The sequence below is a fragment of the Neobacillus pocheonensis genome (assembly GCF_050477905.1).
GTDB lineage: Bacteria > Bacillota > Bacilli > Bacillales > Cytobacillaceae > Neobacillus > Neobacillus pocheonensis_A.
This window is the reverse complement of sequence record NZ_JBCNAD010000046.1, coordinates 15,884-42,267: the sequence shown is the minus strand read 5'-3', so window position 1 is coordinate 42,267 and position 26,384 is coordinate 15,884. Positions and strand designations below refer to the sequence as shown.

Here is a 26,384-nt window from a genome sequence, read left to right as displayed (position 1 = left end):
AACATTTATAGGCAAATTTATTACAAAAATATGGAGAATTTTCAAACCATTTGTTAATCCATTGAAAGCCATGCATACTCCCCATATAATTTAGGTAAAATCAACTGTAAATATTAGAAGTGAAACCGGCAAGGTCGACATAATCAATGGTCGGTTTATCTTTATATAGTGGAGTAAGTCTATCATTTAGGGAGTGAGGGGTATGAACAAGCAAATGGAAAACGAATGGAGCTATCAAGAATTACTAGAACAATACAAGGAAAACATTAAACTGAATAGATATTTAGAGAAACGCAATCAGGAACAGTCCATAGAAATTAAACAAAAGGAGCAAATGTTAATTCACCAATCCCGATTGGCAGCAATGGGGGAGATGTTAGCCAGTATAGGTCACCAGTGGCGCCTTCCTTTAAATAGTTTAACCTTAATGATCCATGACCTAAAGGATGCCTTGGAATTTGGTGAAATTAACGACAAATATCTTGATCGTTTCTCAAGAGAAAGCATGAATCTTATTACACAAATGTCAGAGACGATAACTGATTTTCGAAAATTTTACAAATCTGATAAAGAAAAGGTCCTATTTTCTATTGGTGATTCCATCGAAGATGCTCTATCTATTTTTTCATTAAGCCTGCAAAATCATGGGATTGAGGTCCAATTTGAATACAGAGGCCAACAGATGGCTTATGGGCTGCCAAATGAATTTGTCCAGGTAGTGCTTAATATTTTAACCAATGCTCGGGATGCCTTCATCTATAAAAACATTTCAAATCGAAAAGTAACCATAAAATTAACAGAAACAGACAAAATTATTAAAGCAGAATTCACTGATAATGCTGGTGGAATCGACTCATCTGATATTGTTAAAGTGTTTGACCCATATTTTACTACAAGGCAGCAAGGTACGGGTCTGGGCCTGTATATGACAAAAATGATTATCGAGAACATGAACGGCTCTGTAACGGTTGAAAATACCAGCAATGGTGCTCGATTCAGCTTGTTAGTTCCAAAGGTGCCAGCCTCTAAAATAATAGAACCAGTTTCTGTTAAATAAATTCTTCTAGAACTGTATGATTATGTTTTTCCGTTTGAAAAAGGTAAAATAAAGAAAATACAGGAGTGGAAATGATGGCGATTGAAAATCCAAGCCGCGAAGAAATTAAGGATATATTAAAAAAAGCTAAAAGGATTGCTGTAGTTGGGTTAAGCAATAATCCAGATAAAACTTCTTATCAAGTTTCTGCAGCTATGCAAGATGCTGGATACGAAATTATTCCGGTGAATCCGACGATTGATCAGGCACTTGGCGTTAAAGCGGTGGCATCATTGAAGGATGTTGAAGGTCCAATTGATATTGTTAATGTTTTCCGCCGTTCTGAACAGTTATTTGATGTGGCAAAAGAATTTGATGGGATCGGAGCGCCAGTCTTTTGGGCTCAGCAAGGACTTGTCAATGAAGAAGCCTATGAATTCTTAAAGGCTAAAGGCTACACCGTCATTATGGACCGTTGTATTAAGGTTGAACATGCTCTAACAAAATACTAAATTTTTACCAAAAAGCTGCTGACAAAATGAGCGGCTTTTTACATTTTTCCTCCTAAAAAGGTTCCAAAATCTTATTACAAAAATATGTTGTTTTAAAATACTTATTTGCCAAATCGAAATAAATCGCTAAAATAAAGCATAGACGCCACAGGAACTTGTGGTAAAATTATGTAGCAAACACTCGTTCTAATTTATTGGATTATTATTTTTATAAAAGATTTATTTTTAGCAAATAGAGAAGTTGTTTTCTTTTTGTAGGGAATGAAAGGGGTATTTTAGTGGCAAGGAATCAGCAAGCTTTTGATTATAATGATGACGCCATACAGGTACTGGAAGGTCTAGAAGCCGTAAGGAAGCGTCCAGGTATGTACATTGGCAGCACCGATTCACGAGGTCTACATCATCTCGTTTATGAGATTGTAGACAATTCAGTCGATGAAGCTCTCGGCGGATTTGGTGATCACATCATTGTAAAAATACACAAAGACAATTCAATCAGCGTTATCGATAAAGGGCGCGGAATGCCTACTGGAATGCACAAAATGGGGAAACCAACACCTGAAGTTATTCTTACCATTCTTCATGCAGGCGGAAAATTCGGCCAAGGCGGTTATAAGACAAGCGGTGGTTTGCATGGTGTAGGTGCTTCTGTCGTCAACGCTTTATCCGAATGGTTAACTGTAACGATAAAAAGAGACGGTTTTATCTATGAACAACGGTTTGAAAATGGCGGGAAGCCGGTTACGACACTCGAAAAAATTGGTAAAACCAATCAAACGGGAACTACGATTCATTTTAAACCAGATGAAACCATTTTTTCGACCACAACTTATAACTTTGAAACCTTATGTGAGAGGTTAAGAGAGTCTGCCTTTTTATTGAAAGGATTAAAAATCGAAATTATCGATGACCGTAATAACCTTCATGAAGTTTTTCATTATGTAAATGGAATTGAAGCCTTTGTTGAATACTTAAACGAAGAAAAGGATGTCCTTCATCCTGTAGATAGCTTTGAAGGTACACAAAATGGCATTGAGGTTGAATTTGCTTTTCAATTTAACGATGGTTATTCCGAAAATGTTTTATCCTTTGTCAATAATGTCCGCACGAAAGATGGCGGTACACATGAAGCGGGCGCCAAAACAGCTATGACGAGAGTGTTCAACGATTATGCCCGTAAGGTTGGATTGTTGAAAGATAAGGATAAAAACTTAGATGGTTCTGATATTCGCGAAGGATTATCTGCTATTATTTCCGTGAGAATTCCCGAGGAGCTGCTTCAATTCGAAGGGCAAACAAAAGGGAAATTAGGTACAAGCGAAGCAAGATCTGCTGTAGATGCTGTTGTCTCCGAACAACTTTCTTATCTGTTAGAGGAAAACCCAGATATAAGCTCCCTCCTAGTGAAAAAGGCAATTAAAGCTTATCAAGCGCGTGAAGCAGCAAGAAAAGCTCGTGAGGATGCTAGAAGCGGCAAAAAACGAAAGCGTTCCGAAACCGTTTTATCTGGCAAACTGACACCTGCCCAATCAAGAAATCCTCAAAAAAATGAGCTTTATCTTGTAGAGGGTGATTCCGCTGGTGGTTCTGCAAAACAAGGACGTGATCGTCGGTTTCAAGCAATACTTCCTTTAAGAGGTAAAGTTATTAATACTGAAAAAGCGAAGCTCTCTGACATTTTTAAAAATGAAGAAATCAATACCATTATTTATGCTATTGGCGGTGGAGTAGGTACTGATTTCAATGTTGAAGATATTAACTACGATAAAATCGTTATTATGACCGATGCCGATACGGATGGTGCACATATTCAAGTATTATTGCTTACATTCTTTTATCGTTATATGAAACCGCTCGTTGAAGCAGGAAAAGTGTTTATCGCCCTTCCACCACTTTATAAAGTGAGTAAAGGAACAGGCAAAAAAGAAATCATTGAATATGCCTGGAATGAAGAAGAACTTCAGGATGCATTAAAAAAGGTTGGCAGAGGTTACATCATTCAACGTTATAAGGGTCTTGGTGAAATGAATGCCGATCAACTTTGGGATACGACAATGAATCCGGAAACACGGACGTTGATTCGTGTAAAAATCGATGATGCTGCAAGAGCGGAGCGTCGAGTTACAACCCTAATGGGTGATAAAGTAGAACCACGACGAAAATGGATTGAAAGTAATGTGGCATTTGGATTAGAAGAAGATGATTCCATTTTAGAAAATGAAAATATTACTGTCGTTGAGGAGGGGACTGAAGGATGAGTGCAAGCGAAAAATTTCGTGACTTACCTCTAGAAGATGTTCTGGGTGATCGTTTTGGTCGCTATAGTAAATACATCATTCAAGAACGTGCCCTCCCAGATGCCAGAGACGGTTTAAAGCCTGTGCAGCGAAGAATTTTATTCGCGATGCATGTTGAAGGAAATACCAATGATAAGGGTTTCCGTAAATCCGCAAAAACGGTTGGTAACGTAATCGGTAACTACCACCCGCACGGTGATTCCTCTGTTTATGACGCAATGGTGCGGATGAGTCAGGACTGGAAAGTCAGAAATGTTCTCGTCCAAATGCATGGAAACAACGGAAGTATGGATGGAGACCCACCTGCGGCTATGCGTTATACAGAAGCAAGGCTTTCCGCCATTTCTGCTGAATTATTGCGCGATATTGACAAACGAACAGTTGATTTTATCCCAAACTTTGACGACACAGCAAATGAACCGACTGTATTACCGGCGATGTTCCCGAACTTACTTGTCAATGGATCTACTGGAATTTCAGCTGGTTATGCAACGGAAATTCCTCCCCATCATCTTGGTGAAGTCATCGATGGCGTCATTATGAAAATGGATCAGCCGGATATTTCCGTGGATGAATTAATGACTGTTATCAAAGCTCCTGATTTTCCGACTGGCGGGATCATTCAAGGTATCGATGGTATTAAAAAAGCCTATGAAACTGGTAAAGGAAAAATCATTATTCGTGGAAAAGCGGAGATTGAAGATGTTCGCGGCGGCAAGCAGCAAATCGTCGTCACAGAAATTCCTTACGAGGTCAATAAAGCGAATCTTGTTAAAAAGATGGATGAGTTTCGTCTCGACCGTAAAGTAGAAGGTATTTCAGAGGTTCGTGATGAAACGGACCGCACGGGTCTACGCATCGTCATCGAACTAAAAAAAGACGCCGATGCTGAGGGTGTTTTAAACTACTTATATAAAAATAGTGACCTTCAAGTTCCATACAATTTTAATATGGTTGCGATTCACCGGAAGCGCCCGAAACTTATGGGGTTACGCGATTTACTTGATGCCTATATTGAACACCAAAAGGAAGTTGTTACAAGAAGGACTGAATTTGATCTTACTAAGGCTAAGGAACGACAGCATATTGTTGAAGGCTTAATGAAGGCTTTATCCATCCTGGATGAAGTCATCGCTACTATCCGAGCGTCAAAGGATAAGCGCGATGCGAAAGACAATTTAATTGCCAAATATAGCTTTACAGAACTGCAGGCGGAAGCGATTGTTTCTTTACAGCTTTATCGCTTAACCAACACTGATATCACGGCACTAAGAAATGAAGCTGAAGAATTAGCGAAAAAAATTGAAGAGCTTACAAGTATCTTAGCAAGTGAAAAGAAGCTTTTCTCTGTTATTAAAAAAGAATTGAAAGACGTTAAAAAGCGCTTTGCTGATGAACGTCGTTCAAAAATTGAAGCAGAAATTGCCGAAATTAAAATTAATCTTGAAGTTACGGTGGCTAGTGAAGATGTGATCGTAACCGTTACGAAAGATGGTTATGTAAAACGGACAAGCCAGCGCTCCTATGCAGCTTCAGGCGGTCAGGACTTTGCGATGAAGGAAACAGACCGATTGCTGGCACAGCTTGATATGAATACGAAGGATGTCCTGCTCCTCTTCACAAACAAAGGAAATTATTTATTCTGCCCTGTTCATGAGCTTCCGGATATCCGTTGGAAGGATCTTGGACAGCATGTTGCTAATATCATACCGATTGATCGTGATGAAGAAATTATTCAGGCGATTCCGGTGAAGGATTTCGACTCGGATGCCTTCTTAGTGTTTGTGACAAAAAACGGAATGGTAAAGAAAACCGAGCTAAAAGCCTATAAGGCACAGCGTTACTCCAAACCACTTGTCGGGGTAAATCTGAAAGATGATGACCAACTCGTGGATGCCCATCTTACGGATGGAACGAAGGAAGTCTTCTTAATTTCCCATTATGGCTATGCCCTATGGTTTGATGAGGAAGAAATCAGTGTAGTCGGTCAAAGGGCTGCAGGTGTGAAAGGAATTAACTTAAAGGATGGCGACTATGTTGTAGGCGGAAAAATCATTTCTCCTGAAAGCAGTGAATCTGTTGTTATTGCTACTCAGCGCGGGTCTGTGAAACGAATGAAATTGAAAGAATTCGAAAAGGCAACTCGTGCCAAACGTGGTGTAGTCATCCTAAGAGAGCTTAAAGCGAATCCGCACCGTATCATGGGCTTTGAAATGGCAAATGATCAAGATGATATTTTTATCCAAACAGAAAAAGGATTTATTGAGACATTGAAAACGGCAGATATTCGATTTAGTGACCGCTATTCAAATGGTTCGTTTATCCTTGATGAAGGAGATAACGGAAAAGTGACGACCGTCTGGAAAGAGGAAAAACAGGAATCTCCAAGTGAATAATGTTATTGAATAGACTCTCTTATTAAAGGGAGTCTATTTTTTTTCTATAGAATTTCTCATCAAACTTTAATCCAAAAATCATTTAGTTAAAATTGACGATGATTTTGTTGAGGAATATAATTAGGCTACCTAATTATTAGGAAGGTAAATAAAAATGGAGGTGTGATGATGGCAGACCGTGAAAGCCCCACTGCACAAAAACTACTTAAATCATTTATTCAATTCAGAAAAACAGGATGGCATGATAAAAAAATAAACGGATATAATCCAAGCGAGTACAAGGTACTTGCAGTCATTTATGAGGGGGCGAATAAGAAAAAAACAGAAATGAAGGTTTCTGAAATTAGCCAAAAATTAGAGGTCACGCCTCCGACCGTAACCCAAATTATCAATAACCTTGATAAAGGCGGTCTAGTTGAAAGAACTATCGATCCTGAAGATCGGCGTGCTGTCAGAATTAAACTTACCCCAAAAGGAATAGAACTAACCGAGAACGCAAGAAAAGCATTTATGGAAAAATATCTGGGATTAGTTGATTACCTGGGCGAAGAGGACAGTGAGAAGTTGGCTGATTTATTAAACAAAGTCCATAAATATTTTTATGAACTAAAACGTTAAATGGAGGGAGTGGAAGAACCATGTTGAAATTAAGAAAATTCCTAAAGCCATTTCGATTGCCCATTATTTTTGTTTTAAGTCTTGTCCTTCTGCAGTCCATTTCTGAACTCTATTTACCAACCTTAATGTCCGATATTGTTGATAAAGGAGTCGTAACTGGAGATACCAAATACATTTGGAAAATTGGTGGATTCATGCTTTTGGTGGCAGCAGGCGGTATGATTTGTTCCGTTACGGCAAGCTTTTTTTCCGCCAAAGCAGCATCGGGATTTGGTAAATTATTGCGAACAAAAATATTTTCTCATGTTGGAGATTTTTCCTTACATGAATTTGATAAACTTGGAACGGCCTCATTGATCACAAGAACAACGAACGATATTACTCAAGTTCAGCAGGTATTGGTAATGATGCTCAGGATGATGGCCATGGCTCCGATGATGTGTATCGGCGGCATTATTATGGCCTATTCAAAAGACGCAAAATTAACTTTGGTACTAGCAGTGGCTATACCGGTGTTAGTTATTGCCATCGTTATAATTGCAAAGACAGGTATTCCACTATTTAAAGCAATGCAGGTAAAGCTGGATAATTTGAATCGGGTGTTAAGAGAAAATCTTTCAGGGATTCGAGTCATTCGTTCGTTCAACCGGATTGGGCATGAGAAAAAACGGTTCAACGATGCGAACTGGGATTTAACACAAACAGCGATAAAGGTTAATAAAATTATGGCTTCCATGATGCCTATAATGATGGTTGTCCTAAACCTAACAACTGTTGCGATCATCTGGTTTGGCGGCATTAGAATCAGCAATGGGCACATGCAGGTTGGCGATATGATGGCATTTATCCAATATGCGATGCAAATCATGTTTTCATTCATCATGTTATCGATGATGTTTGTCATGATACCAAGAGCATCCGTATCGGCTGTCCGCATTAATGAAGTACTCCAGACAACCGCGGATATTACGGACCCAGCTGTACCTTTAACAGGAGAAGACAAAAAAGGGCATGTAGAATTTCATGATGTTACGTTTAGCTATCCAGGGGCTGAAATGCCAGCCATTTCAAATATTTCTTTTACAATGAAACCAGGTGAAGTGACTGCGATTATTGGTGGAACCGGATCTGGTAAATCGACCTTAATTAATTTAATCCCTAGATTTTATGATATTGATAGCGGTAAAATCGTGGTTGACGGTGTGGATGTCCAGGAAATGACTCAGGAAAGCCTAAGGAAGAAGATTGGTTTTGTTCCGCAGCAAGCAGTTCTTTTTACCGGCACGATTGCCGAGAACATTCGTTATGGAAAGGATCATGCTTCCGAAGAAGAAGTCCAGCATGCAGCCGAAATTGCTCAAGCTACAGAGTTTATTAGCACTATGCCAGAAGGTTTTCAATCGGTAATTGCTCAAGGGGGAACAAATGTTTCCGGCGGACAAAAGCAGCGCTTATCTATAGCAAGAGCCCTTGTTCGTAAACCGGAAATTTATATATTTGATGATAGCTTCTCCGCATTGGATTTCAAAACAGATGCTAAGCTTCGTGCAGCCTTGAAAGAAGAAACGGTCGATTCAACTGTATTAATCGTGGCGCAGCGGGTGAGTACGATTATGGATGCAGATCAAATTATTGTCCTCGAGAATGGCGAAATTGCTGGAATCGGGAAACATAAAGAGCTATTAGAAACTAGTTCCGTTTATCGTGAGATTGTGATGTCACAGCTTTCGGAGGAAGAAATCGCATGAGTAAAGAATCCAATAAACAAAGACCAGGACCAGGGTTTGGACCTGGCGGCCGTGGATTTGGACCTGGCGGCATGGGCATGCCAGTCGAAAAAGCAAAGGATTTTAAAGGGACACTTAAAAGATTAATCGGTTATTTGAAACCGCATTCTTTACAGCTTTTGGCTGTGTTGGTCACAGCGATTATCAGCACTGTATTTGCGATTGTCAGTCCGAAAATTATGGGGAAGGCCACAACCAAGCTTTTTGAAGGCTTAATGATGAAGCTTAGAGTTCCGGGAGCAAAAATAGATTTTGATTATATTGGCCAAATCATTTTGCTATTAATAGGATTATATATTTTAAGTGCGATTTTTTCTTACATTCAACAATTTATCATGGCAGGGGTCGCACAAAAGACCGTATATAATCTTCGGAATGAAGTGGTTGATAAGCTTAACCGATTGCCGTTAAAATACTTCGATGCGCGGACACATGGTGAAATTCTAAGCCGGGCTGTCAACGACATTGACAATATCAGCACGACCTTGCAGCAAAGTTTAACGCAGCTTATTACGTCAATTGTTACCCTAGTCGGTGTAATTGTGATGATGCTTACCATCAGTCCCTTAATGACATTGATTGTGGTTGTGACACTCCCTTTGAGCTTTGTGGCGACAGCTAGTATTGCTAAAAAATCACAAACCTATTTTAAGGGACAGCAAAAATCACTCGGCCAGCTTAACGGTCATGTAGAAGAAATGTATACAGGGCACAAGGTAGTCAAGGTTTTTGGCCACGAGAAGAAGTCGCTTGAAAAATTTGAAGAAATCAATGATCAATTATATCAATCTGGATGGAAAGCACAATTCGTTTCCGGAATGATCATGCCGTTGATGTCGTTTATTAATAATATTGGGTATGTCTTCGTTTCAGTGGCAGGCGGTATTTTGGTTACGAAAAAAGCAATTGAAATTGGTGATATTCAAGCCTTTATCCAATATGCCCGCCAATTTTCCCAGCCGATTACACAAACTGCCATGATTGCAAACGTCATTCAGTCCACAATTGCAAGTGCAGAGCGTGTGTTTGAAATCTTGGATGAAACAGAAGAGGTGCCTGAAGCGAATAATACGTTAAAGATTGAGGAACCAAAAGGAGACGTGAAATTCGAACATGTTTCATTCGGTTATAAGGAGAATGAGACGTTAATCGCTGATATGAATATTGATGTGAAGCCAGGTCAGAGGGTTGCTATTGTTGGCCCAACAGGTGCTGGTAAAACGACGTTAATAAATTTATTAATGCGATTCTATGAAATTAATTCTGGTAAGATTTTAGTTGATGGAATCGATACCCGGGATTTAAAACGAGAACAGCTTAGAGGAATATTCGGGATGGTTCTTCAGGACACATGGCTATTTAATAGCACCATTCGCGACAATATAGCTTATGGAAGGGAAGGAGCAACTGAGGAAGAGATTGTGGCAGCGGCGAAGGCAGCCAATGCTGATCATTTTATCCGTACGCTTCCAGATGGCTATGATACCATTTTGAATGAAGAGGCCTCCAATATTTCACAAGGCCAAAAGCAATTATTAACAATAGCTAGGGCGATTCTCGCTGATCCAGCCATTTTAATCCTTGATGAGGCTACTAGCAGCGTCGATACTAGGACGGAAGTACAAATTCAGCGCGCCATGAACCGCTTAATGCAAGGGCGCACAAGCTTTATCATTGCTCACAGACTGTCAACAATACGAGACGCTGATTTAATCCTTGTTATGAATAATGGCAGTGTGATTGAGAAGGGGAGCCATGTTGAATTGTTAGAAAAAGACGGTTTCTATGCAGATTTGTATAATAGTCAGTTCTCGGGTGGAAATCTTAAGAAAAATGTTGGGTAGGAAGGAGGCGATTAGAAAGTCTGGAGACTTTCTAATCGCTTTTTTTGGTTAAGATATGTAAATTTGGGGGGGGGGGATTCAGTATTATCTAATAATTATGGTATTAGAATGGATTTATGTAGAATCGCTCATGTTTTTTGTAGGATACCCAATGATTTTTGTAGAATTATTATTTAATTTCGTAGAATCAACCTTAATTTTTGTAGAAACAATCGGATTGGAATTCCTTAATAAAATTTCTTTGTCTCAATTTCTTAAGTATACTTAGGAAATGAGATAAACCCAAATAAGTTAACTATAAATATATTATGTAAACTGATAAAACTCAAAAAACTGCCACCATTTAGTGACAGAGCTTTATTCTATTTCTTCCTTCGGCATATCCATCTTGTCAACAGCAATCTTTAAGTCATCATTCTTAATATGTGTATAGATCATCGTCGTTTGTATCGACGAATGGCCTAATTGCCGTCTTAATTTTGGCACATCGTTAATTTCGGCATGGTATCTGGTTGCAAATGAATGCCGCAACTTATGTACCGATAAGGATGGTTTACCAAATGCCGTTGCATATTTTTCAATAAGTTTTTCAACTGATCTTGCTGTTAGACGTCTTGATTTACCTTTAGGACCCATCTGCGCAGAAATGAACAATGCTTTATTGGTTTTATCTACTTTATATTTAGCCGCTCTAACGGAGAGGTATTCCTGGAGATCCGCCATCGCAACCTGGCTAAAATAAACAAATTGCTCTTTATTTCCTTTACGAATCACTCTGACACAATACTTGCTAAAATCAATATCATCTAATTCAATACCGACTAGCTCTGAGAGACGAAGTCCAGAACCTAAAATTAACGAGACGATCGCCGTATCACGTTCTTTATTCAATTGGTAAAAGTTAGAGATTTTTTTGTTTTCTTTGTTCAATTCGCCATAATCATTGGCAACAAATATTCGAAACTTTTCATATTCATCGCCAAGTAAGATTTTGCCTTCCATTTTCGTCGCTTTGGTTTCCATGCTGTCTTTCACTTCATTAAATTCAATTTTCGCCATTACATTTCGATTAATATAAGGCTTTAAATCTGGTGTTTCAGCGATATTTTGCAGGTAATTAAACAGTGATTTCAAGGCCGATAATTTACGATTCACCGTTAATTCCTTGTTACTTAATTGATAATGAAGATAGTTTAAAAAACTTTCAACCTCTAAAACTGTCATTTGCTCCAGACGTTCTAACGGGATATCCTTAACAGACCCTGGATATAACTGTTCAGAAATTATCCAATTAAAAAAGATTTTGTAGTCGTGACAATAATTAAATAAAGATGCAGTCGAAAGTTTACGCAGCTTGTGATTAATATATTCCTCAACATACCAAGGGAGTTCGTTCAGCAACGTTTGTAATTTTTTAAAATTGGTTTGTTTATCCTGATTTACCATAAAAACACCTCTCTTCCATTTTATCTGATACCATTTATTACGTCAAATTTATATTTTACGTAATAATCTAAAATTAAGAATTACAAGTAAATATATGGTAAAATTTATACTTTTCCAGCGACAAGAATCCCCCACCGTTACGACAAGACCTCCCTAGTCTTCAAGCGTACTTTTCTTCACTATATGATTAATAATTAAAATAAAAAAAGCACTTCCTAAGTAACAAAATTCTTCTTAGAAAGTGCTTTAAAGATTAAATAATTAAAAATGATTCCTATAATTTAAATGTAATTCATAACAAATCTATAAATAATTCCTCAAGTTTATAAAATGGTTATCCATGTCTTCACTGCAGTACTCAAAATTAATATCCCCATAATTATTTGCAACACTTTGGTATTAACTCTTTTCCCAGCGTTTGCTCCTATTGGTGAAGCAATTAAACTAGCAACAACCATAATAAGTGACGGTAAAATTGGCACTTGTTCTGTTGCGATTTTTCCAGTAACAGCCCCAATCGATGAAATAAGTGTAATAGCTAAAGATGAGGCAATAGTCATCCTTGTTGGAATCTTTAACACAACAAGCATGATTGGCACTAACAAGAATGCTCCTCCGGCTCCTACAATACCAGCTCCAATCCCCACGATAAAAGATATTAGCGCTGCAAGCCATTTGTTAAACTTGACTTGTTCCAACGGAATATTATCAATTCCTCTTTTTCGTACAAACATCATGATAACAGCTATCAACGCTAAGATACCATATACAATGTTGATTCCACTTTCCGGCATGTGAGTGGATCCAAATCCCCCAATAAAACTTCCAATTAAAATACTTATGCCCATGTATGCAATAAGTGATTTATTTAAATATCCACCTTTTCGGTATGCCAAAACACCACCAATTGTTGCAAAAAACACTTGGATGGCTGTAATACCTGAAACTTCATGTGCTGTAAAATGACCCACACCAAGCATGACTGGGATATATAACAACATCGGATAGTTGATGATAGCTCCACCTATCCCTAGCAATCCAGAAATAAATGAGCCTACAAACCCCATTAGGAAGATCGTAATCATTAAGCTAATATCCATGATGTCCTCAACTCCTCCCATTTGTCGGCTTAACGAACCGCACAACGGTTTGGTCCGATCTCCATCTCGCGTTGTTTATCTAAGTCAGGGTTTGTTTTCCCCATATTTGTTTCACGAATTTCTTGATACGCATTTGGCTGTGGTGGTAAGTTTTCAGTCACCAATTTTCTAAATTCATTTTCATCTTCAATATTGAGCCCGTGATTTTTAGCAAAAAGTGTCCCCAATTTTTCTGATACACTACCATCCTCATTTAACTCATCAACAATCATAAAGTGAGCTGGTAGAACGATAAGCTCTTCTGATAATTCTCTATAACGTTTATAAAGAGTTTCCCTCAAATCTCCTACCCAGTCTTCCGCCTTTCCTGCTAGGTCCGGTCTTCCGATTGAATCAATGAATAAAATATCACCTGAAAGCAGGAACTTTTCATCCACTATAAACGATGTGGATCCGATCGTGTGACCAGGAGAATATAAAGCATGAATATTTATAATAGTTTTGCCGATGGTTACGTCATTACCGTCTTCTAATGGTTGATAATCAAAAGTTACCTCTGTTGCATCTTTTGGTGGAAGCCAGTATGTTGCTCCAGTTTTCTCAGCAATTTCACGCCCGCCAGAAATATGGTCAGCATGTAGGTGTGTATCAAATACATGAGTAAGTTTTGCACCGATGCCTTCGGCAAAATCAAGATAGATAGCCGTCATACGTGTTGCATCAATCACTGCTGCTTCACCGTTTGAAACCACCATGTAAGATAAACACCCTTTACCGATTCGTACAATCTGATAAATTTCGCCACCATCATTTAAATCTCCCACTTTAACAGGTTCTAAATGTTCACTCCATGCTTTCATTCCACCCTTAAGGTATGACACGGTTAACCCTGCATCAGAAAGCATTTCTGCTACCATTACCGATGATCCTTCCTTTGCACAAACCACTAAAACCTCTTTATTAGTAGGAATTTTATCCATGATTTCTTCTACACCATCAAGTAGTTCGAAATAAGGAATATTTAAATACTCAAAGTTTTCACCTTCGATTTTCCAATCTTTAAAATCACTTTCATTCCGTACATCAAGAATAAATAACTCTTCCTTGTTAAATACTTTTTCCGTTACCTCTTTTGAAGTCATTACATTTATAGCCATCTACGAATTACCCCCTACGGTATTATCAGATTTTAAAAAATATGCTGATTTAAAAGTCTTCGAACTAGTTTTTCTGTTATTTTTTGATACCTGATGTTCTCCCAGTCCATTGACTCATACCAGGAACAACATTGAAAACATTCGTAAATCCATTTTCCGTTAATTTTTGTGCTGCAAGATCGCTGCGGTTGCCTGTGCGGCAAACTACGTAAATTTCATCTTGTTTGTTTAATTCATTTAATCTGTCTTCCAATTCACCTAATGGAATTGAAATCGCGTTTGGAATATGGTTAAAAGCAAATTCTGCAACTTCTCTTACATCTATAACTAAGATTCTTTCATTTGCTTCAAGCTTTTTCTCCAAACCTTCATTATTAATAACATTTAGGTGCATTTTTTCATTGGATTCATCATTAGAAGATTTGCGAAGATAATGCTTCAGCACTTCGCCTTCTTCGATTGTTCCCAAATATTGATGTCCTGAACTCTCAGCCCATGCTTTCATGTCAGCTTTAGATCCTTTATCTGTCGCTTGAATTTCTAATACTTGACCTGCCTCTAGGTTATTCATTGCCTTTTTTGTTTTTACAATTGGCATCGGACATGCTAATCCTTTTGCATCTAAAATGTTATTTGCTGTTATGTTTTTCATGATAGTCCTCCTGTTTATATACCTATAAGGGTATTATTTTTATTAAAAAATTTATTCAACTTTACCTTCCCAAGCAAGCATTCCACCAGCCATGTTAATCACCTTAAATCCATAACTTTCAAGGAATTTCGTGGCACGACCGCTTCTACCGCCAGAACGGCATACCATGATATACTCCTTTGATTTATCCAATTCATGCATGCGAAATTCAACTAAACCTAATGAAATGTTTACTGCACCTGGAATTTTGCCAGTAGCAACCTCATCCACTTCACGTACATCAATGATATTTAATTTCTTTCCTTCGTTTAATAATGTTTCAACATCTTTTGCTGTCATTTGTTTCATTTTAAATTCCTCCTATAATTTCTTTAAGACCAAGCACTCATTCCGCCTTTAACATTTGTTACTTTTGAAAATCCTTTTAGAATCCTACTAGCTTGCTGGCTCCTCATACCACTTTGACAAATCCCCCTTATTATATGAACAGATTTACATTACCTTCCTCTGCATCAGCTAAATAAGCAGCAACTCCTGCATATTCAATGTTATCTAACAGTTCTTCCTCTTTAAGGCCTAACAAATCCATTGTCATAGTGCATGCTACAAGCTTTACCTCTTGTTCTTGAGCCATTTCAATTAATTGAGGTAAAGGCATCGCGTTATGCTTTTTCATAATATCTTTGATCATTTTGGGACCGAATCCGGCAAAGTTCATTTTTGAAAGTCCCATTTTATCCGCGCCTCTTGGCATCATTTTGCCAAACATTTTTTCCATGAATCCTTTTTTCACCGGAATGTTTTCCTCTTTACGTAAGGCATTTAATCCCCAAAAAGTATGGAAAATTGTTACCTCATGATCATAAGCAGCTGCACCATTTGCAATGATATAGGCTGCCATTGCCTTATCGTAATCTCCACTAAATAGAACAATTGTTGTCTTTTTCTTTTTTGTCATGTTGTAACCTCCTGAATGAAATTCTTTTACATATACCCGTATAGGTATTTATATAATTAAAAAATTTATCCTTTTTTAATCCAAAATTTTAAGACATCTTTTTCTTCTTCATGTTTCAACAGTTCATGACCACCTGATTTAGCCCAGGCTGTAAGGTCATTTTTAGCACCTTTATCCGTTGTATGAATTTCTAACACTTGACCGGATTCCAGTTCATTCATCGCTTTCTTTGTCTTAATAATTGGCATTGGACAAGCTAAACCTTTTGCATCAACTACTTTTGTAATATTCATTGTTTTATTCCTCCTAACAGTAAATTACCATTACCCCTATGGGTATTTATATTAGTAAAAATAAAAGAGGGTGTCAACCCTTTTTTATCGGCTTTTTACAAGCAAATTAACAGCTTCTTTTACTAATTCTTCCATACTCTTTTCACCTTGAATTTCCGCTTTTTGAACACATTCCACTAAATTGGAACTAACAATTACCCCAATCGTACGGTCAATGGCACTTCTTGTTGCAGATAACTGGGTGATAACTTCTTTACAGTCTTTGTTTTCTTCCATCATTTTTAAAATTCCTCGTAACTGTCCTTCTATCCGTTTTACTCTGTTTTTCATTTGATCATTGTAATCCATTGATTATGCCTCCTTTAACAATTAGTTTCTATTTTCAAGGAATTTTCCTTTAATAATAACTTTTGATGAAACCATGTAATTGACAAGCTCTATATTATACCCCTATAGGTATAATGTCAATAGATTAGTTTATCACATTATTATTTTCTACAACTGTTTCCCCTCGGTCGTTTGTTGTGGCTTCAACTTTTTTGTTTATATTGCTTCCGTATACAGAGGAATATGTTTTCCAACCACCATCTAAATTAATAGCCTTAAACCCGCTATTATTCAAGATACGTGTTGCCAGATATCCTCTTAAGCCAACCTGACATGATACATAAATTGGTTTATCCTTAGGCAATTGAATCATTTTACATCTTAAATCATTTAGAGGAATATTGATTGAACCCTCAATAAATCCAAATTCACGTTCCATTGGCTCACGAACATCGATTAGTAGTCCCCCATTTGCAATAATCTTACCAATTTCATGCCACTGAATCAATTCCAATTCGCCATCCATGATATTGGAAGCCACGTAACCAGCCATATTTACGGGATCTTTCGCTGAAGAATAGGGTGGTGCATAAGACAATTCCAGATTTGTCAAATCTTCAACCGTTAGTCCACCTTTAATAGCAGTGGCGAAAACATCAATGCGTTTATCAACCCCATCAGCTCCAACCGCTTGTGCACCAAAGATTTTTCCTGTTTCTTTATCAAAAATTAATTTTAAAGCAATCGGTGCTGCTCCAGGATAGTACCCTGCATGAGAGCTTGGATGAATATGAACGACTTCATAGGAAATGCCTAAACGTTTCAATGTTTTCTCATTGTTACCGGTTGCTGCTACCGTTAAATCAAACACCTTCGCAATGGAAGTACCTAATGTTCCTTGATACTTTTCCTTTTTGCCCATTATATTGTTAGCTGCAATTCGCCCTTGACGGTTGGCTGGTCCTGCAAGTGGTATCATTGCTTTTGTACCGCTTATATAATCGATAACCTCTACCGCATCCCCAACAGCATAAATATCAGGATTAGAAGTTTGAAGAAATTCATTTACAACGATTCCTCCACGCTCTCCTAGCTCCAACCCAGCAGCCTTTGCCAATTCATTTTCCGGTCTGACACCGATAGAAAGAATTGTCATATCTGTCTTGATTTCTGTTCCATCAGAAAGAATAACCTTCTTACCTTGATCGGCAAATGACTCAACACCATTTTCTAAGTGTAACTTTACGTATTTTTCTTTTAAATGAGTGTGTAATATACTAGCCATTTCTATATCAATTGGGGTCATGATTTGATTACCTTTTTCGATGATCGTGACTTCTATTCCTCTATCTGCCAAGTTTTCAGCCATTTCAATCCCAATAAATCCTCCACCGATTACAATTGCTTTTTTAGGATTATAAGAATCAACATAGTTTTTAATTTTATCTGTATCAGGAATATTTCTTAACGTAAATAATGTCTGATTTTCAGTTGATCCTGGAATAGGGGGTACAATTGGTCTTGCTCCTGGTGATAATAATAACTTGTCATAGAATTCCTCGTACACTTCACCAGTTTGTAAATTCTTTATCGTTACATTTTTGGCTTCAGGATTAATGTTTACTACCTCGCTTAAATTGCGGATATCAAGGTTAAATCGTTCCGACATTCCTTTTACAGTTTGTACTAATAATTTGCTTCTGTCCTTGATCGTTTCACCAATGTAATATGGTAATCCACAATTGGCAAAAGAAATATGTTCTCCACGTTCGACAAGAACGATTTCCACCTCTTCACTGATTCTTCTTAATCTTGCTGCTGTTGTTGCTCCACCAGCTACTCCACCTACTATGATGACTTTTTGTGTCATGTTATTCCCTCCAAAATTACAAATGTTAATTACTTTTCTTTATAATTTTATTTCATTTTAGATATACCCCTAAGGGTTTAATACCTATAGGGGTATTATATAGTCTTAAAAAAAAATGTAAAGTCCTTTGGTGAGAACTTCACATTTTCGTAAAAAAACTTTGTTTAAATTAATTCGAAATCTCATCCGCATCTGCAGGTCGTCGTGCTAGATTTCCCTTTATTCTTTGATAAATTCCTTTGTACTTCTCATTGTATCAATTGGGCGAACTAATTTTTCTATTTCCTCACGTTTAGGCTCTAAGAATGGGGGTAAAGATAATTTTTCCCCGAGCGTTTCATAAGGTTCGTCTCCCATAAAACCAGGACCATCAGTAGCGAATTCAAATAAAATTTGTGGTGCCACTCTTGCGTATAAGGACTCAAAGAAGTGACGATTTACATAACCCGATGTATGGAATCCAAAACTACTCATCCGTTCAATCCATTCTTCTAAAACAGTGCGATCCTCTACACGGAATGCCGCATGGTGAACGGTGCCAAAACCTTGTCGGACTTCAGGAAGAATGGCATTATATTCTACAATGACCGAGGCACCATTCCCGCCTTCCCCCACTTCAAATAAATGGAATGAACCTTCCTGATCAGTCTCTTTAAATAACAGGACTTTTTCCATCATTTCTTTAAAGTAGTTAAAGTTCGCAATACGGATAAAAACAGGTCCTAAACCCGTAATCGCATATTCCAATGGAATAGGGCCTTTTTGCCATGGTGTGCCAGATTCCACCCCTTTATTGAATTCATCTGAAATCAATTGATATTGCTGATCATCAAAATCAACAAAAGAGAGGGCTTTCTTGCCAAATTGCTCTTTGATACCAGTATGTTTGACTTCTAAACGATCAAATCGTTTTACCCAATAGTTTAAGGCTTCATCACTCGGTACACGGAAAGATGTCTTTGAAATCTCGTTTGTACCATGTACACCTTTAGAAATGCCCGGAAAATCAAAGAATGTCATGTCTGTGCCTGCGCTGCCTTTATCATCTGCAAAGAATAAATGATACGTTTGAATATCATCTTGATTGACTGTTTTTTTAACTAAACGCATCCCTAAAACATAGGTGAAAAATTCATAATTCTTTTCTGCACTGCTTGTAATAGCTGTTACATGGTGTATTCCTTTAAGATGGTTCATTATAGATTCCTCCAAGATTTAATTTAAGATTAATGGTCGTAATTTTTCTTCGATCTCTTTTCGATTTGGTTCCAAAAATGGTGGAAGTGATAGTTTTTCACCCATTGTTTCCATTGGTTCATCTGTCGCAAATCCTGGTGTATCCGTTGATAATTCAAATAAGATACCATTGGGTTCCCTGAAATATAATGCCTTGAAGTAATAGCGTTCCACTTTCCCTGAATTCGGTAATCTGTATTCTTTCAAACGCTCTGCCCATAGATTATATTCTTCCTCATTCGGAACACGGAAAGCAACATGGTGAACACCTCCACGACCTAAGCGCACTCTTGGTAAATCAGGTCTTGTTTCAATATGAACTTCCGCACCGCTGCCGCCTTCTCCAGTTACATAAATTAATAAATCTGGATAATCTCCTTCAAGGGAAGGATAAGAACCAGCAAATCGAAAACCTAAAACTTCTGTTAAAACACCGATAGTTGGTTCAGCAATTGCGACTGTGAGTGTAACAGGTCCTAAACCAATAATGGCATGTTCAAGTGGAATATCATCCCTTTTCCAAGGTATCCCTGCTCTCACACCTTTTTCGCCGTTATCGGCTACCAGTATTAAGCGAGTCCCCTCAAAATCTCTGAATGCCAATGTATCACGATTTGCTCTTTTTTGAATATCATCATATTCAACACCAAATTGGTTAAAACGTTCTTTCCAAAATAACAATGATTCCGAATTTGTAACTCTTAGTGATACAGTAGAAATATCTGAAGCTCCCCTATAAGTTTGCCCAAGATGAGGAATGTCAAAGAACGTCACTTCAGTTCCTGGGGTTCCTTCCGCGTCAGCATAGAAAAGATGATAGGATTCCGTATTATCTTGGTTTACAGTTTTCTTTACCAATCTCATTCCTAAAATTTTTGTATAAAATTCAAAATTTTTTTCTGCTTTTCCTGTTAATATTGATACATGATGTAGTCCTAAGAGTTCCATCTCACTTCACTCCTGTCACAATATTAATTTAATTCTCTTGTTCGAAATTAAAGTTCCCCTGTAATTGGTAAAGGTCTAATTCAAGACCGATATGGTAAACAAACTTATTATCTATCATCAGTTAATGTCACATTTATCACCCGACGGTCATCTGGACAGGCATTTCGGTCAAACATTTCCTCTCCATTTAGTACACCCTCTTTTAAAATCTTGAATTAAAATATCTTGAATCTGAGATAATAATAATACTTATAAATTTTTTTGTCAATAACTATTTATATTAATGATCTAAACTGACCCTTTCCAATCGTATTTAGAGAAAATCTTTTCTCTTTCATAACTCATTCATTTCTGTTTTCCTCTTTCGTGCGTAGTTTCCATTTAACTGCCCATACTTATATTAAAGGGTATTTCGGCTTACTTGTTCGCTAGGATGAGTGGTCACACAAACAACATCTCTCTTTACATACGGAGCAGATATGTTTTCGTTTGAAAAGTTAGACTGAGTTTACACATCATTTTCATTTCTTGTTCCTGAAAAAAGAGGATTAGGAGGCGATTTTATGAAAACTATTTTGATTGCCCTGGCCATCCTTGTAATAGGGATTGGCGGATTTTTTGTACTCAGTAACGTGCAATCCGAAAAAGAAACTGCAAAAGAAACACCTACTCAGCATGAAGGCCAAGAAGAAGCAGGAGGAGGAGGAGCGGTATCAAAAGTGGACGGAGAATCCATCTATAAGAACACGTGTGCAGGCTGTCACGGTGATCAATACCAAGGCGGAGTTGGACCATCTTTAAAAGGAGTTGGCTCCCGTTTATCGGAAAAGGAAATCGAGAACATCGTCCAACACGGCAGAGGCAATATGCCAGCTGGTTTGGTCACCAAAGAGGATGCCCCAGGCATGGCGGCATGGCTGAAAACACTTAAATAATTCTCCGCTAAATAATATAAAAATGGGAACTTGAATGAAATTAAGTTCCCTTTCGCCTGTTAAGATAAAATTTGATAGTTAAAAAAATCCAATAACATAAAAAACCATGTTTTCCTCCTTTTTTAGGAAATCTGGGTCTTGCTTTTAATACGCTATTGATGTGTTACGATTACCTAGAACCTAAGGCGCCGACAAGAGGATGTGGAACATAAGGCTCTTCTAAATACGCAACTTCTTCATTGGTTAACCTAACCGATAATGCACCGACTGAATCTTCAAGATGAGAAATTTTCGTAGCACCAATAATAGGAGCTGTGACTGGTTCTTTCTGAAGTAGCCATGCAAGTGCTATTTGGGATCTTGGCACACCATATTTTTCTGCCAATTCCGCCACTCGTTCCACAACAAAACGGTCATTATGTTCCGTTGAACCGTACTTAGATTTTTGAGTTTCATCCGTTTCAGAACGAAGAGTGTCTTCCGACCAATCACGAGTTAATCTGCCTGATGCTAGAGGGCTGTACGGAATTACACCAATTTTTTCTTTCTTACATAAAGGCAGCATCTCCCGTTCCTCCTCACGGTATATGAGGTTGAGATGATTCTGCATCGATACAAATCGGGTCCATCCATTTTTCTCAGCCACATGGTTCGCCTTCAAAAACTGCCATGCATACATCGCTGATGCACCTATGTATCTTACCTTACCAGCCTTCACTAGATCATGGAGTGCTTCCATAGTCTCTTCAATTGGTGTGTTGTAATCCCAGCGATGAATTTGGTATAGATCCACATAATCCGTTCCAAGTCGTTTAAGACTCTTATCAACTTCGCTCATTATATGTTTTCGGGATAATCCTTTGCTGTTTGGACCTTTGCTGTTTAAATCTGTTCCCAATGGGAAATAAACCTTTGTTGCAATAACAATTTCATCTCGATTTGAACATTCTTTAAGAGCACGTCCGAGAAATTCTTCACTCGTTCCATCTGAGTATACGTTCGCAGTATCAAAAAAATTGATACCTAACTCAAGAGCTTTTTTAATAACGGTACGACTGCTCTCTTCATCAATTACCCAAGGATGCATCCAACGTTCCTTTACTCCAAAACCCATACAACCAAGGCAAAGTCTAGATACATCTAATCCCGTGTTACCTAGTTTGGTATATTCCATTTGCAATTCCTCACTTTCCAAATGTTTTTAAGCTTTCTTCATTAATATAAAAATATACGTGATTCTTACAATTGTTAGTTAAGTAGAATTTGTTTATTAATGAAAAAAACCATCAAAGATGCTCCTCTAATTAGGAAAGAAATCATCTATAGGGTGCTACAAGGAGAACATGGAGGGTTGCTCAAACAAATAGCCATAGAAGGAAGTTCGACCAATCAAATTAGTGACGTGATTGAACAGATCATGAATAACTATGAAAAGTCTTTTAAGATTGAGGAACTTGCGGAAATAGCAAATATGAGTGTTTCGTCACTTCATCGGCACTTTAAAGAGGTGACCGCAATGAGCCCAATCCAATTCCAAAAACAAATGAGACTTCAAGAAGCCCGGAGCCTGTTATTATCAGAATCCGCGGATGCAGCAGATGTTGCATTCAGGGTAGGAAATGAAAGTCCATCACAATTCAGCCGCGAGTATTCGCGCATGTTTGGTTTACCACCAAAAGAAGATTTAAAGCGCCTAAGGGAGAATTATGACGAAACGATAAACGCGTGAATCCCCTTCCTGATGGTTGGGGATCTTTTTTGTGTAATTGCAACAATGGATGCAGTATCCTATCGATAGGAACACTAATTTTATTCAGTTTATCGAAGCTGCTAAACCAGGAGATAAAATAGTTGTCGGTCGACAGAAATAAGCCTAAATTGCAACTTTTAATACGACATAATTATTTATTACCTAAAAATCAAAAAACACCAGCGACTCAACCGTACTGATGTTTTTTGACATTTTATTAAAATAATTTTCCTAAATAATACGGCATTTGGCGTCGCCACCAAATCCAATCATGCGAAACATCTTCGCCCCACTCATCAAATCTTGCTGGAATTTGTTTTTCTTCAAAGGCTTCTTTTAAAGTAAAGTATGATGGCAGCCCATCCTGTTCCCAATCACCCCGCCCGGTACAAATAATGATATCTGCTGAACGATATCGCTCAATAAACCAGCCGTCATTTTGATTCCATATGTAATCACTCGGTGAATTTTCGTATACAAGCGGATCATTTCCGTAATCACCAAAAAAGTAACGCGCATCGTAAATACCGCTAAGTGCAACGGTTGTTTGGAAGACATCCGGATGTCTCAAGAAAAAGTTCAACGCATGATAGGCCCCCATACTACAACCCGTTGTCATCATTGGATCAAACCAACCTGTTTTATGTTTAATAAATGGAATAGCTTCTGAAATTACGTAACGGTCATATGCCTCATGAGCTAATGCACGGTCATGCGCCGGTTTTGAGTCGTGCAGCCAACTTTCACTATCGATACTGGCCAATGTAAAAAACTGAACTTTTCCGGATTCAATAAAGTCATGACAGACATCAATCATACCAAAATCATAGTATTCAGTATGCGTCCCTCCAGATGAAGGAAAAACTAAAATTGGCATCCCACTGTGTCCATATCTGTTTAATGGCATTTCACGTCCTAATTCGCCACTCCAATGATGTAAATGTTCTATATGCATTGAAAAATCTCCTATTCCTCATTTTTTCGTTCATGTACAAAACGGATAATGTCATCGACTTCTTCCTGCGAATCTGCATTAATCGCATAAAATTGATTTCCTTGGAGTTCCGCAAACGCATTTGGAATGCGCTGTTCAAACTTCACACGGTCGCCAAATTGTTCAAAAATAGCATTCGTATCATGTTTATACTTATACGCATCACGCTGTGTTACACCGACACAGAACTGGTTTTCGGAATCGGATTCCTTAAATTCTCCTCCTGTCACAAGAGAAGCATACTGAGCAAATAAATCAATGGAATACGCGAAATTGTACATATCAACCGTATAGCCGCCAGCCAAGCGGTTATTATATTCAAGTGCAACATAATCCCCATTTTCCAATTTAAAAAACTCAATATGGAAAAAGCGTTCTTTCATGCCAAAAGCTTTCACAATCGCCTTTCCATAGGCTTCGAGCTTTGGATCAATTTCTTTTTGAATCACATAAGCTAAATCCAACTGACCCTTAAAGAGTTCTAGAGTTGGCACATTATAGGTAAAGCTTGTTTGGAAAACAATGTTCCCTTGCTGATCCACTAAACCATCAAATGTACAAAGCACGCCTCCTTCGACATAGGGTTCTAAGAAGTACACTTGTTCTTCTCCCCATTCTTTCTCAAAATGACGTACATCTTTTTCTGAACTTAATTTAAAGGTTGCAGCAGTTCCAACTCCATTATCCGGTTTAGCGATAACTGGCAGTCCTAATTCATCAATGGCTTTAGATAAATCTTTATTAGTTTTAACGATTCTTCCTTCTACAACAGGCACACCTGCTTTTTTAAATAGCTTCTTCATTTCAGATTTATACTTAACTTTTTTCAAGTCATCCGGTCTATTGCCATACACGTTAAATTGCTCACGCAGCTGCGCATCAAGTTCTAACCAGTATTCGTTATTGGATTCAATGCGGTCAATTGGACCATGTTTATAAAATAAAAAGGCAACAGCACGTTTCACTTCATCTACATCTTCTAAATCATTTACACGATAATATTCTGTTAAAGCGTTTTGTAATTCGGAACCTAATTGGTCATATGGCTCTTCGCCAATTCCAAAAACATTAACACCTGCTTCTTTTAAACGAAAAGCAAATGGTTGAAAATTACCTGGATAATATGGTGATATCAAAATATAATTCATAAAAAATGCTCCTCCCTCAGAATCAAAAAATTCATTATTTTCACAACTAAGGTACAATTATTTCAACATTTAAAATTAATCTAAACTTCAAAAATACTCAAAAAAAGCGATAGATTCCTTCAGTCAAATATATTTTTCAGTTCAATCAGGACCACTTCTCACTTAAAAAACGTAAACATTCTGGCAAGTGTTTTGCCCAAGCTTTTTCATTATGTTCTTCATCCGCAAAAATATTTAAACAAATGCTATCAATTGGAACGGATCCCTTTATCAGTTGTTTATAATACTTAAGCGAGCAATCGATATATGCCTGCTTCATATTACCATACATCAATTGGCGATCGGCATCATCGCCTTCCTGGGTCCCAACTTGAATGTAAACGCGTTGTTCAGGATCCAACTCTTTTCTAGCAATATAACTATCAAAGGCATTACTTGTAATCCAATTGGCCAAAGAAAAAATGCCTAAACCACCAATTTGATCTTTATATTCAATACCCATAAAAGCAGAAATATTTCCTCCAAGTGAACTGCCAATCAAAGCTGTATGATATTTATCCGATTTAGTTCTGTAATGATTATCGATAAACGGTTTCACGACTGTCATGACAAACTCTGCAAACTCCGCTCCTCTTCCGCCTAGTTCAATATCTTCAGGAAGTGGGCTTTCAGTAATTTTCCAAGGCGTATATTCATTAATTCGATCTTGTCCAGCATTATCGATCCCCACAACAATCATCTTTGGTAAATCGGGGTTTTGTTTAATTGCCGGAATAACTTTCCATGAATACCCGCTATACGATTCACTACTGTAGAAAACATTTTGTCCATCATGCATATAGACAACTGGATAATATTCAGTCGCATCATTATAATAATTTTTCGGCAATAAAACACGCACGCGTCGTTCTTCATTTTTATAAGACATATGTATTTGATGTGTTTCTAGTTTTAAATAAAAATAGGATTGATTCATTTTACCTTCCTCTCTCCTGTGACATTACATTAAATATACTGAATAAATCTAATGTTCACAATAAAAATCAAAAGAAAAAGCGGGCAAACTAATTTACTATTTTT

Annotated in this window: 23 protein-coding genes and 2 pseudogenes; 9 read left to right on the top strand and 16 right to left on the bottom strand. The window is 37.7% G+C overall.

Annotation, left to right across the window (positions count from 1 at the left end; all coding sequences use genetic code 11):
* Positions 1 to 202 precede the first annotated feature (202 nt).
* From ABES02_RS23820 to ABES02_RS23790, 7 genes are all read left to right on the top strand, one after another.
* A complete protein-coding gene (locus tag ABES02_RS23820) occupies positions 203 to 1,057 on the top strand; it encodes a sensor histidine kinase (protein WP_430140209.1) in 855 nt (284 codons plus the stop codon).
* A gap of 80 nt (positions 1,058 to 1,137) precedes the next feature.
* On the top strand, positions 1,138 to 1,548 hold the full coding sequence (locus tag ABES02_RS23815) for a CoA-binding protein (protein WP_430140248.1): 411 nt from the start codon (positions 1,138 to 1,140) through the stop codon (positions 1,546 to 1,548).
* A 278-nt stretch (positions 1,549 to 1,826) separates the two neighbouring features.
* Positions 1,827 to 3,806, top strand: a complete 1,980-nt coding sequence (gene parE / locus ABES02_RS23810; protein WP_430140207.1) for a DNA topoisomerase IV subunit B — start codon at positions 1,827 to 1,829, stop codon at positions 3,804 to 3,806.
* A complete protein-coding gene (parC, locus tag ABES02_RS23805) occupies positions 3,803 to 6,241 on the top strand; it encodes a DNA topoisomerase IV subunit A (protein WP_430140206.1) in 2,439 nt (812 codons plus the stop codon). Before parE ends, parC begins: the two co-directional genes overlap by 4 nt.
* A gap of 168 nt (positions 6,242 to 6,409) precedes the next feature.
* The gene (locus ABES02_RS23800; RefSeq protein WP_430140205.1) at positions 6,410 to 6,859 is read left to right on the top strand and encodes a MarR family winged helix-turn-helix transcriptional regulator; all 450 of its coding nucleotides are present in this window, start codon (positions 6,410 to 6,412) and stop codon (positions 6,857 to 6,859) included.
* 20 nt (positions 6,860 to 6,879) lie between these two features.
* Positions 6,880 to 8,607, top strand: a complete 1,728-nt coding sequence (locus ABES02_RS23795; protein ID WP_430140203.1) for an ABC transporter ATP-binding protein — start codon at positions 6,880 to 6,882, stop codon at positions 8,605 to 8,607.
* Positions 8,604 to 10,490: an ABC transporter ATP-binding protein gene (locus ABES02_RS23790; RefSeq protein WP_430140201.1), complete on the top strand. Its 1,887-nt coding sequence runs from the start codon at positions 8,604 to 8,606 to the stop codon at positions 10,488 to 10,490. Before ABES02_RS23795 ends, ABES02_RS23790 begins: the two co-directional genes overlap by 4 nt.
* 357 nt (positions 10,491 to 10,847) lie before the next feature.
* Here ABES02_RS23790 and xerS read toward each other — a convergent pair whose 3' ends face one another.
* The 12 genes and pseudogenes from xerS to ABES02_RS23730 form a co-directional block, all read right to left on the bottom strand.
* Entirely contained in the window at positions 10,848 to 11,936 is a 1,089-nt protein-coding gene (gene xerS / locus ABES02_RS23785; protein ID WP_430140200.1) for a tyrosine recombinase XerS, read from the bottom strand.
* A gap of 323 nt (positions 11,937 to 12,259) precedes the next feature.
* Positions 12,260 to 13,036 (bottom strand): sulfite exporter TauE/SafE family protein, encoded by a 777-nt coding sequence (locus ABES02_RS23780; protein ID WP_430140199.1) that lies wholly within the window; start codon positions 13,034 to 13,036, stop codon positions 12,260 to 12,262.
* 29 nt (positions 13,037 to 13,065) lie between these two features.
* Positions 13,066 to 14,193 carry an MBL fold metallo-hydrolase gene (locus ABES02_RS23775; RefSeq protein ID WP_430140198.1) on the bottom strand — a complete coding sequence of 376 codons (1,128 nt, stop codon included), beginning with the start codon at positions 14,191 to 14,193 and terminating at the stop codon, positions 13,066 to 13,068.
* Between the two features lie 76 nt (positions 14,194 to 14,269).
* Positions 14,270 to 14,845, bottom strand: coding sequence for a sulfurtransferase TusA family protein (locus ABES02_RS23770; protein WP_430140197.1), 576 nt, complete (start codon positions 14,843 to 14,845; stop codon positions 14,270 to 14,272).
* Positions 14,846 to 14,896: 51 nt separating this feature from the next.
* Positions 14,897 to 15,193, bottom strand: coding sequence for a rhodanese-like domain-containing protein (locus tag ABES02_RS23765; RefSeq protein WP_430140196.1), 297 nt, complete (start codon positions 15,191 to 15,193; stop codon positions 14,897 to 14,899).
* Positions 15,194 to 15,216: 23 nt separating this feature from the next.
* Positions 15,217 to 15,315: pseudogene (locus ABES02_RS23760) on the bottom strand (rhodanese-like domain-containing protein); the annotation flags it as partial.
* A gap of 8 nt (positions 15,316 to 15,323) precedes the next feature.
* Positions 15,324 to 15,803 carry a DsrE/DsrF/DrsH-like family protein gene (locus ABES02_RS23755; RefSeq protein WP_430140195.1) on the bottom strand — a complete coding sequence of 160 codons (480 nt, stop codon included), beginning with the start codon at positions 15,801 to 15,803 and terminating at the stop codon, positions 15,324 to 15,326.
* Between the two features lie 65 nt (positions 15,804 to 15,868).
* Positions 15,869 to 16,096 carry a sulfurtransferase TusA family protein gene (locus ABES02_RS23750; RefSeq protein ID WP_430140194.1) on the bottom strand — a complete coding sequence of 76 codons (228 nt, stop codon included), beginning with the start codon at positions 16,094 to 16,096 and terminating at the stop codon, positions 15,869 to 15,871.
* 84 nt (positions 16,097 to 16,180) lie between these two features.
* Positions 16,181 to 16,444 carry a metal-sensitive transcriptional regulator gene (locus ABES02_RS23745; RefSeq protein ID WP_430140193.1) on the bottom strand — a complete coding sequence of 88 codons (264 nt, stop codon included), beginning with the start codon at positions 16,442 to 16,444 and terminating at the stop codon, positions 16,181 to 16,183.
* 124 nt (positions 16,445 to 16,568) lie between these two features.
* Positions 16,569 to 18,293, bottom strand: a complete 1,725-nt coding sequence (locus tag ABES02_RS23740; protein ID WP_430140192.1) for a CoA-disulfide reductase — start codon at positions 18,291 to 18,293, stop codon at positions 16,569 to 16,571.
* A gap of 219 nt (positions 18,294 to 18,512) precedes the next feature.
* Positions 18,513 to 19,490 (bottom strand): ring-cleaving dioxygenase, encoded by a 978-nt coding sequence (locus tag ABES02_RS23735; protein WP_430140191.1) that lies wholly within the window; start codon positions 19,488 to 19,490, stop codon positions 18,513 to 18,515.
* Positions 19,491 to 19,508: 18 nt separating this feature from the next.
* Positions 19,509 to 20,477, bottom strand: a complete 969-nt coding sequence (locus tag ABES02_RS23730; RefSeq protein WP_430140190.1) for a ring-cleaving dioxygenase — start codon at positions 20,475 to 20,477, stop codon at positions 19,509 to 19,511.
* A 563-nt stretch (positions 20,478 to 21,040) separates the two neighbouring features.
* Here ABES02_RS23730 and ABES02_RS23725 point away from each other — a divergent pair.
* Complete coding sequence (locus ABES02_RS23725) at positions 21,041 to 21,412, top strand: c-type cytochrome (RefSeq protein WP_430140189.1); 372 nt, start codon at positions 21,041 to 21,043, stop codon at positions 21,410 to 21,412.
* A gap of 169 nt (positions 21,413 to 21,581) precedes the next feature.
* On the opposite strand, the gene ABES02_RS23720 is transcribed toward ABES02_RS23725, so the two are convergent.
* The gene (locus ABES02_RS23720; protein WP_430140188.1) at positions 21,582 to 22,586 is read right to left on the bottom strand and encodes an aldo/keto reductase; all 1,005 of its coding nucleotides are present in this window, start codon (positions 22,584 to 22,586) and stop codon (positions 21,582 to 21,584) included.
* A 120-nt stretch (positions 22,587 to 22,706) separates the two neighbouring features.
* On the opposite strand from ABES02_RS23720, the pseudogene ABES02_RS23715 reads away from it, so the two are divergent.
* Positions 22,707 to 23,141 (top strand): annotated as a pseudogene (locus ABES02_RS23715) (helix-turn-helix domain-containing protein); the annotation flags it as partial.
* A 238-nt stretch (positions 23,142 to 23,379) separates the two neighbouring features.
* Here ABES02_RS23715 and ABES02_RS23710 read toward each other — a convergent pair.
* The 3 genes from ABES02_RS23710 to ABES02_RS23700 all read right to left on the bottom strand — a co-directional run bounded on the left by ABES02_RS23710 (position 23,380) and on the right by ABES02_RS23700 (position 26,280).
* Complete coding sequence (locus ABES02_RS23710; RefSeq protein WP_430140187.1) at positions 23,380 to 24,117, bottom strand: esterase family protein; 738 nt, start codon at positions 24,115 to 24,117, stop codon at positions 23,380 to 23,382.
* An 11-nt stretch (positions 24,118 to 24,128) separates the two neighbouring features.
* Positions 24,129 to 25,304 (bottom strand): ATP-grasp domain-containing protein, encoded by a 1,176-nt coding sequence (locus ABES02_RS23705; RefSeq protein ID WP_430140186.1) that lies wholly within the window; start codon positions 25,302 to 25,304, stop codon positions 24,129 to 24,131.
* A 145-nt stretch (positions 25,305 to 25,449) separates the two neighbouring features.
* Positions 25,450 to 26,280 (bottom strand): alpha/beta hydrolase, encoded by an 831-nt coding sequence (locus tag ABES02_RS23700; RefSeq protein WP_430140185.1) that lies wholly within the window; start codon positions 26,278 to 26,280, stop codon positions 25,450 to 25,452.
* Positions 26,281 to 26,384 lie beyond the last annotated feature (104 nt).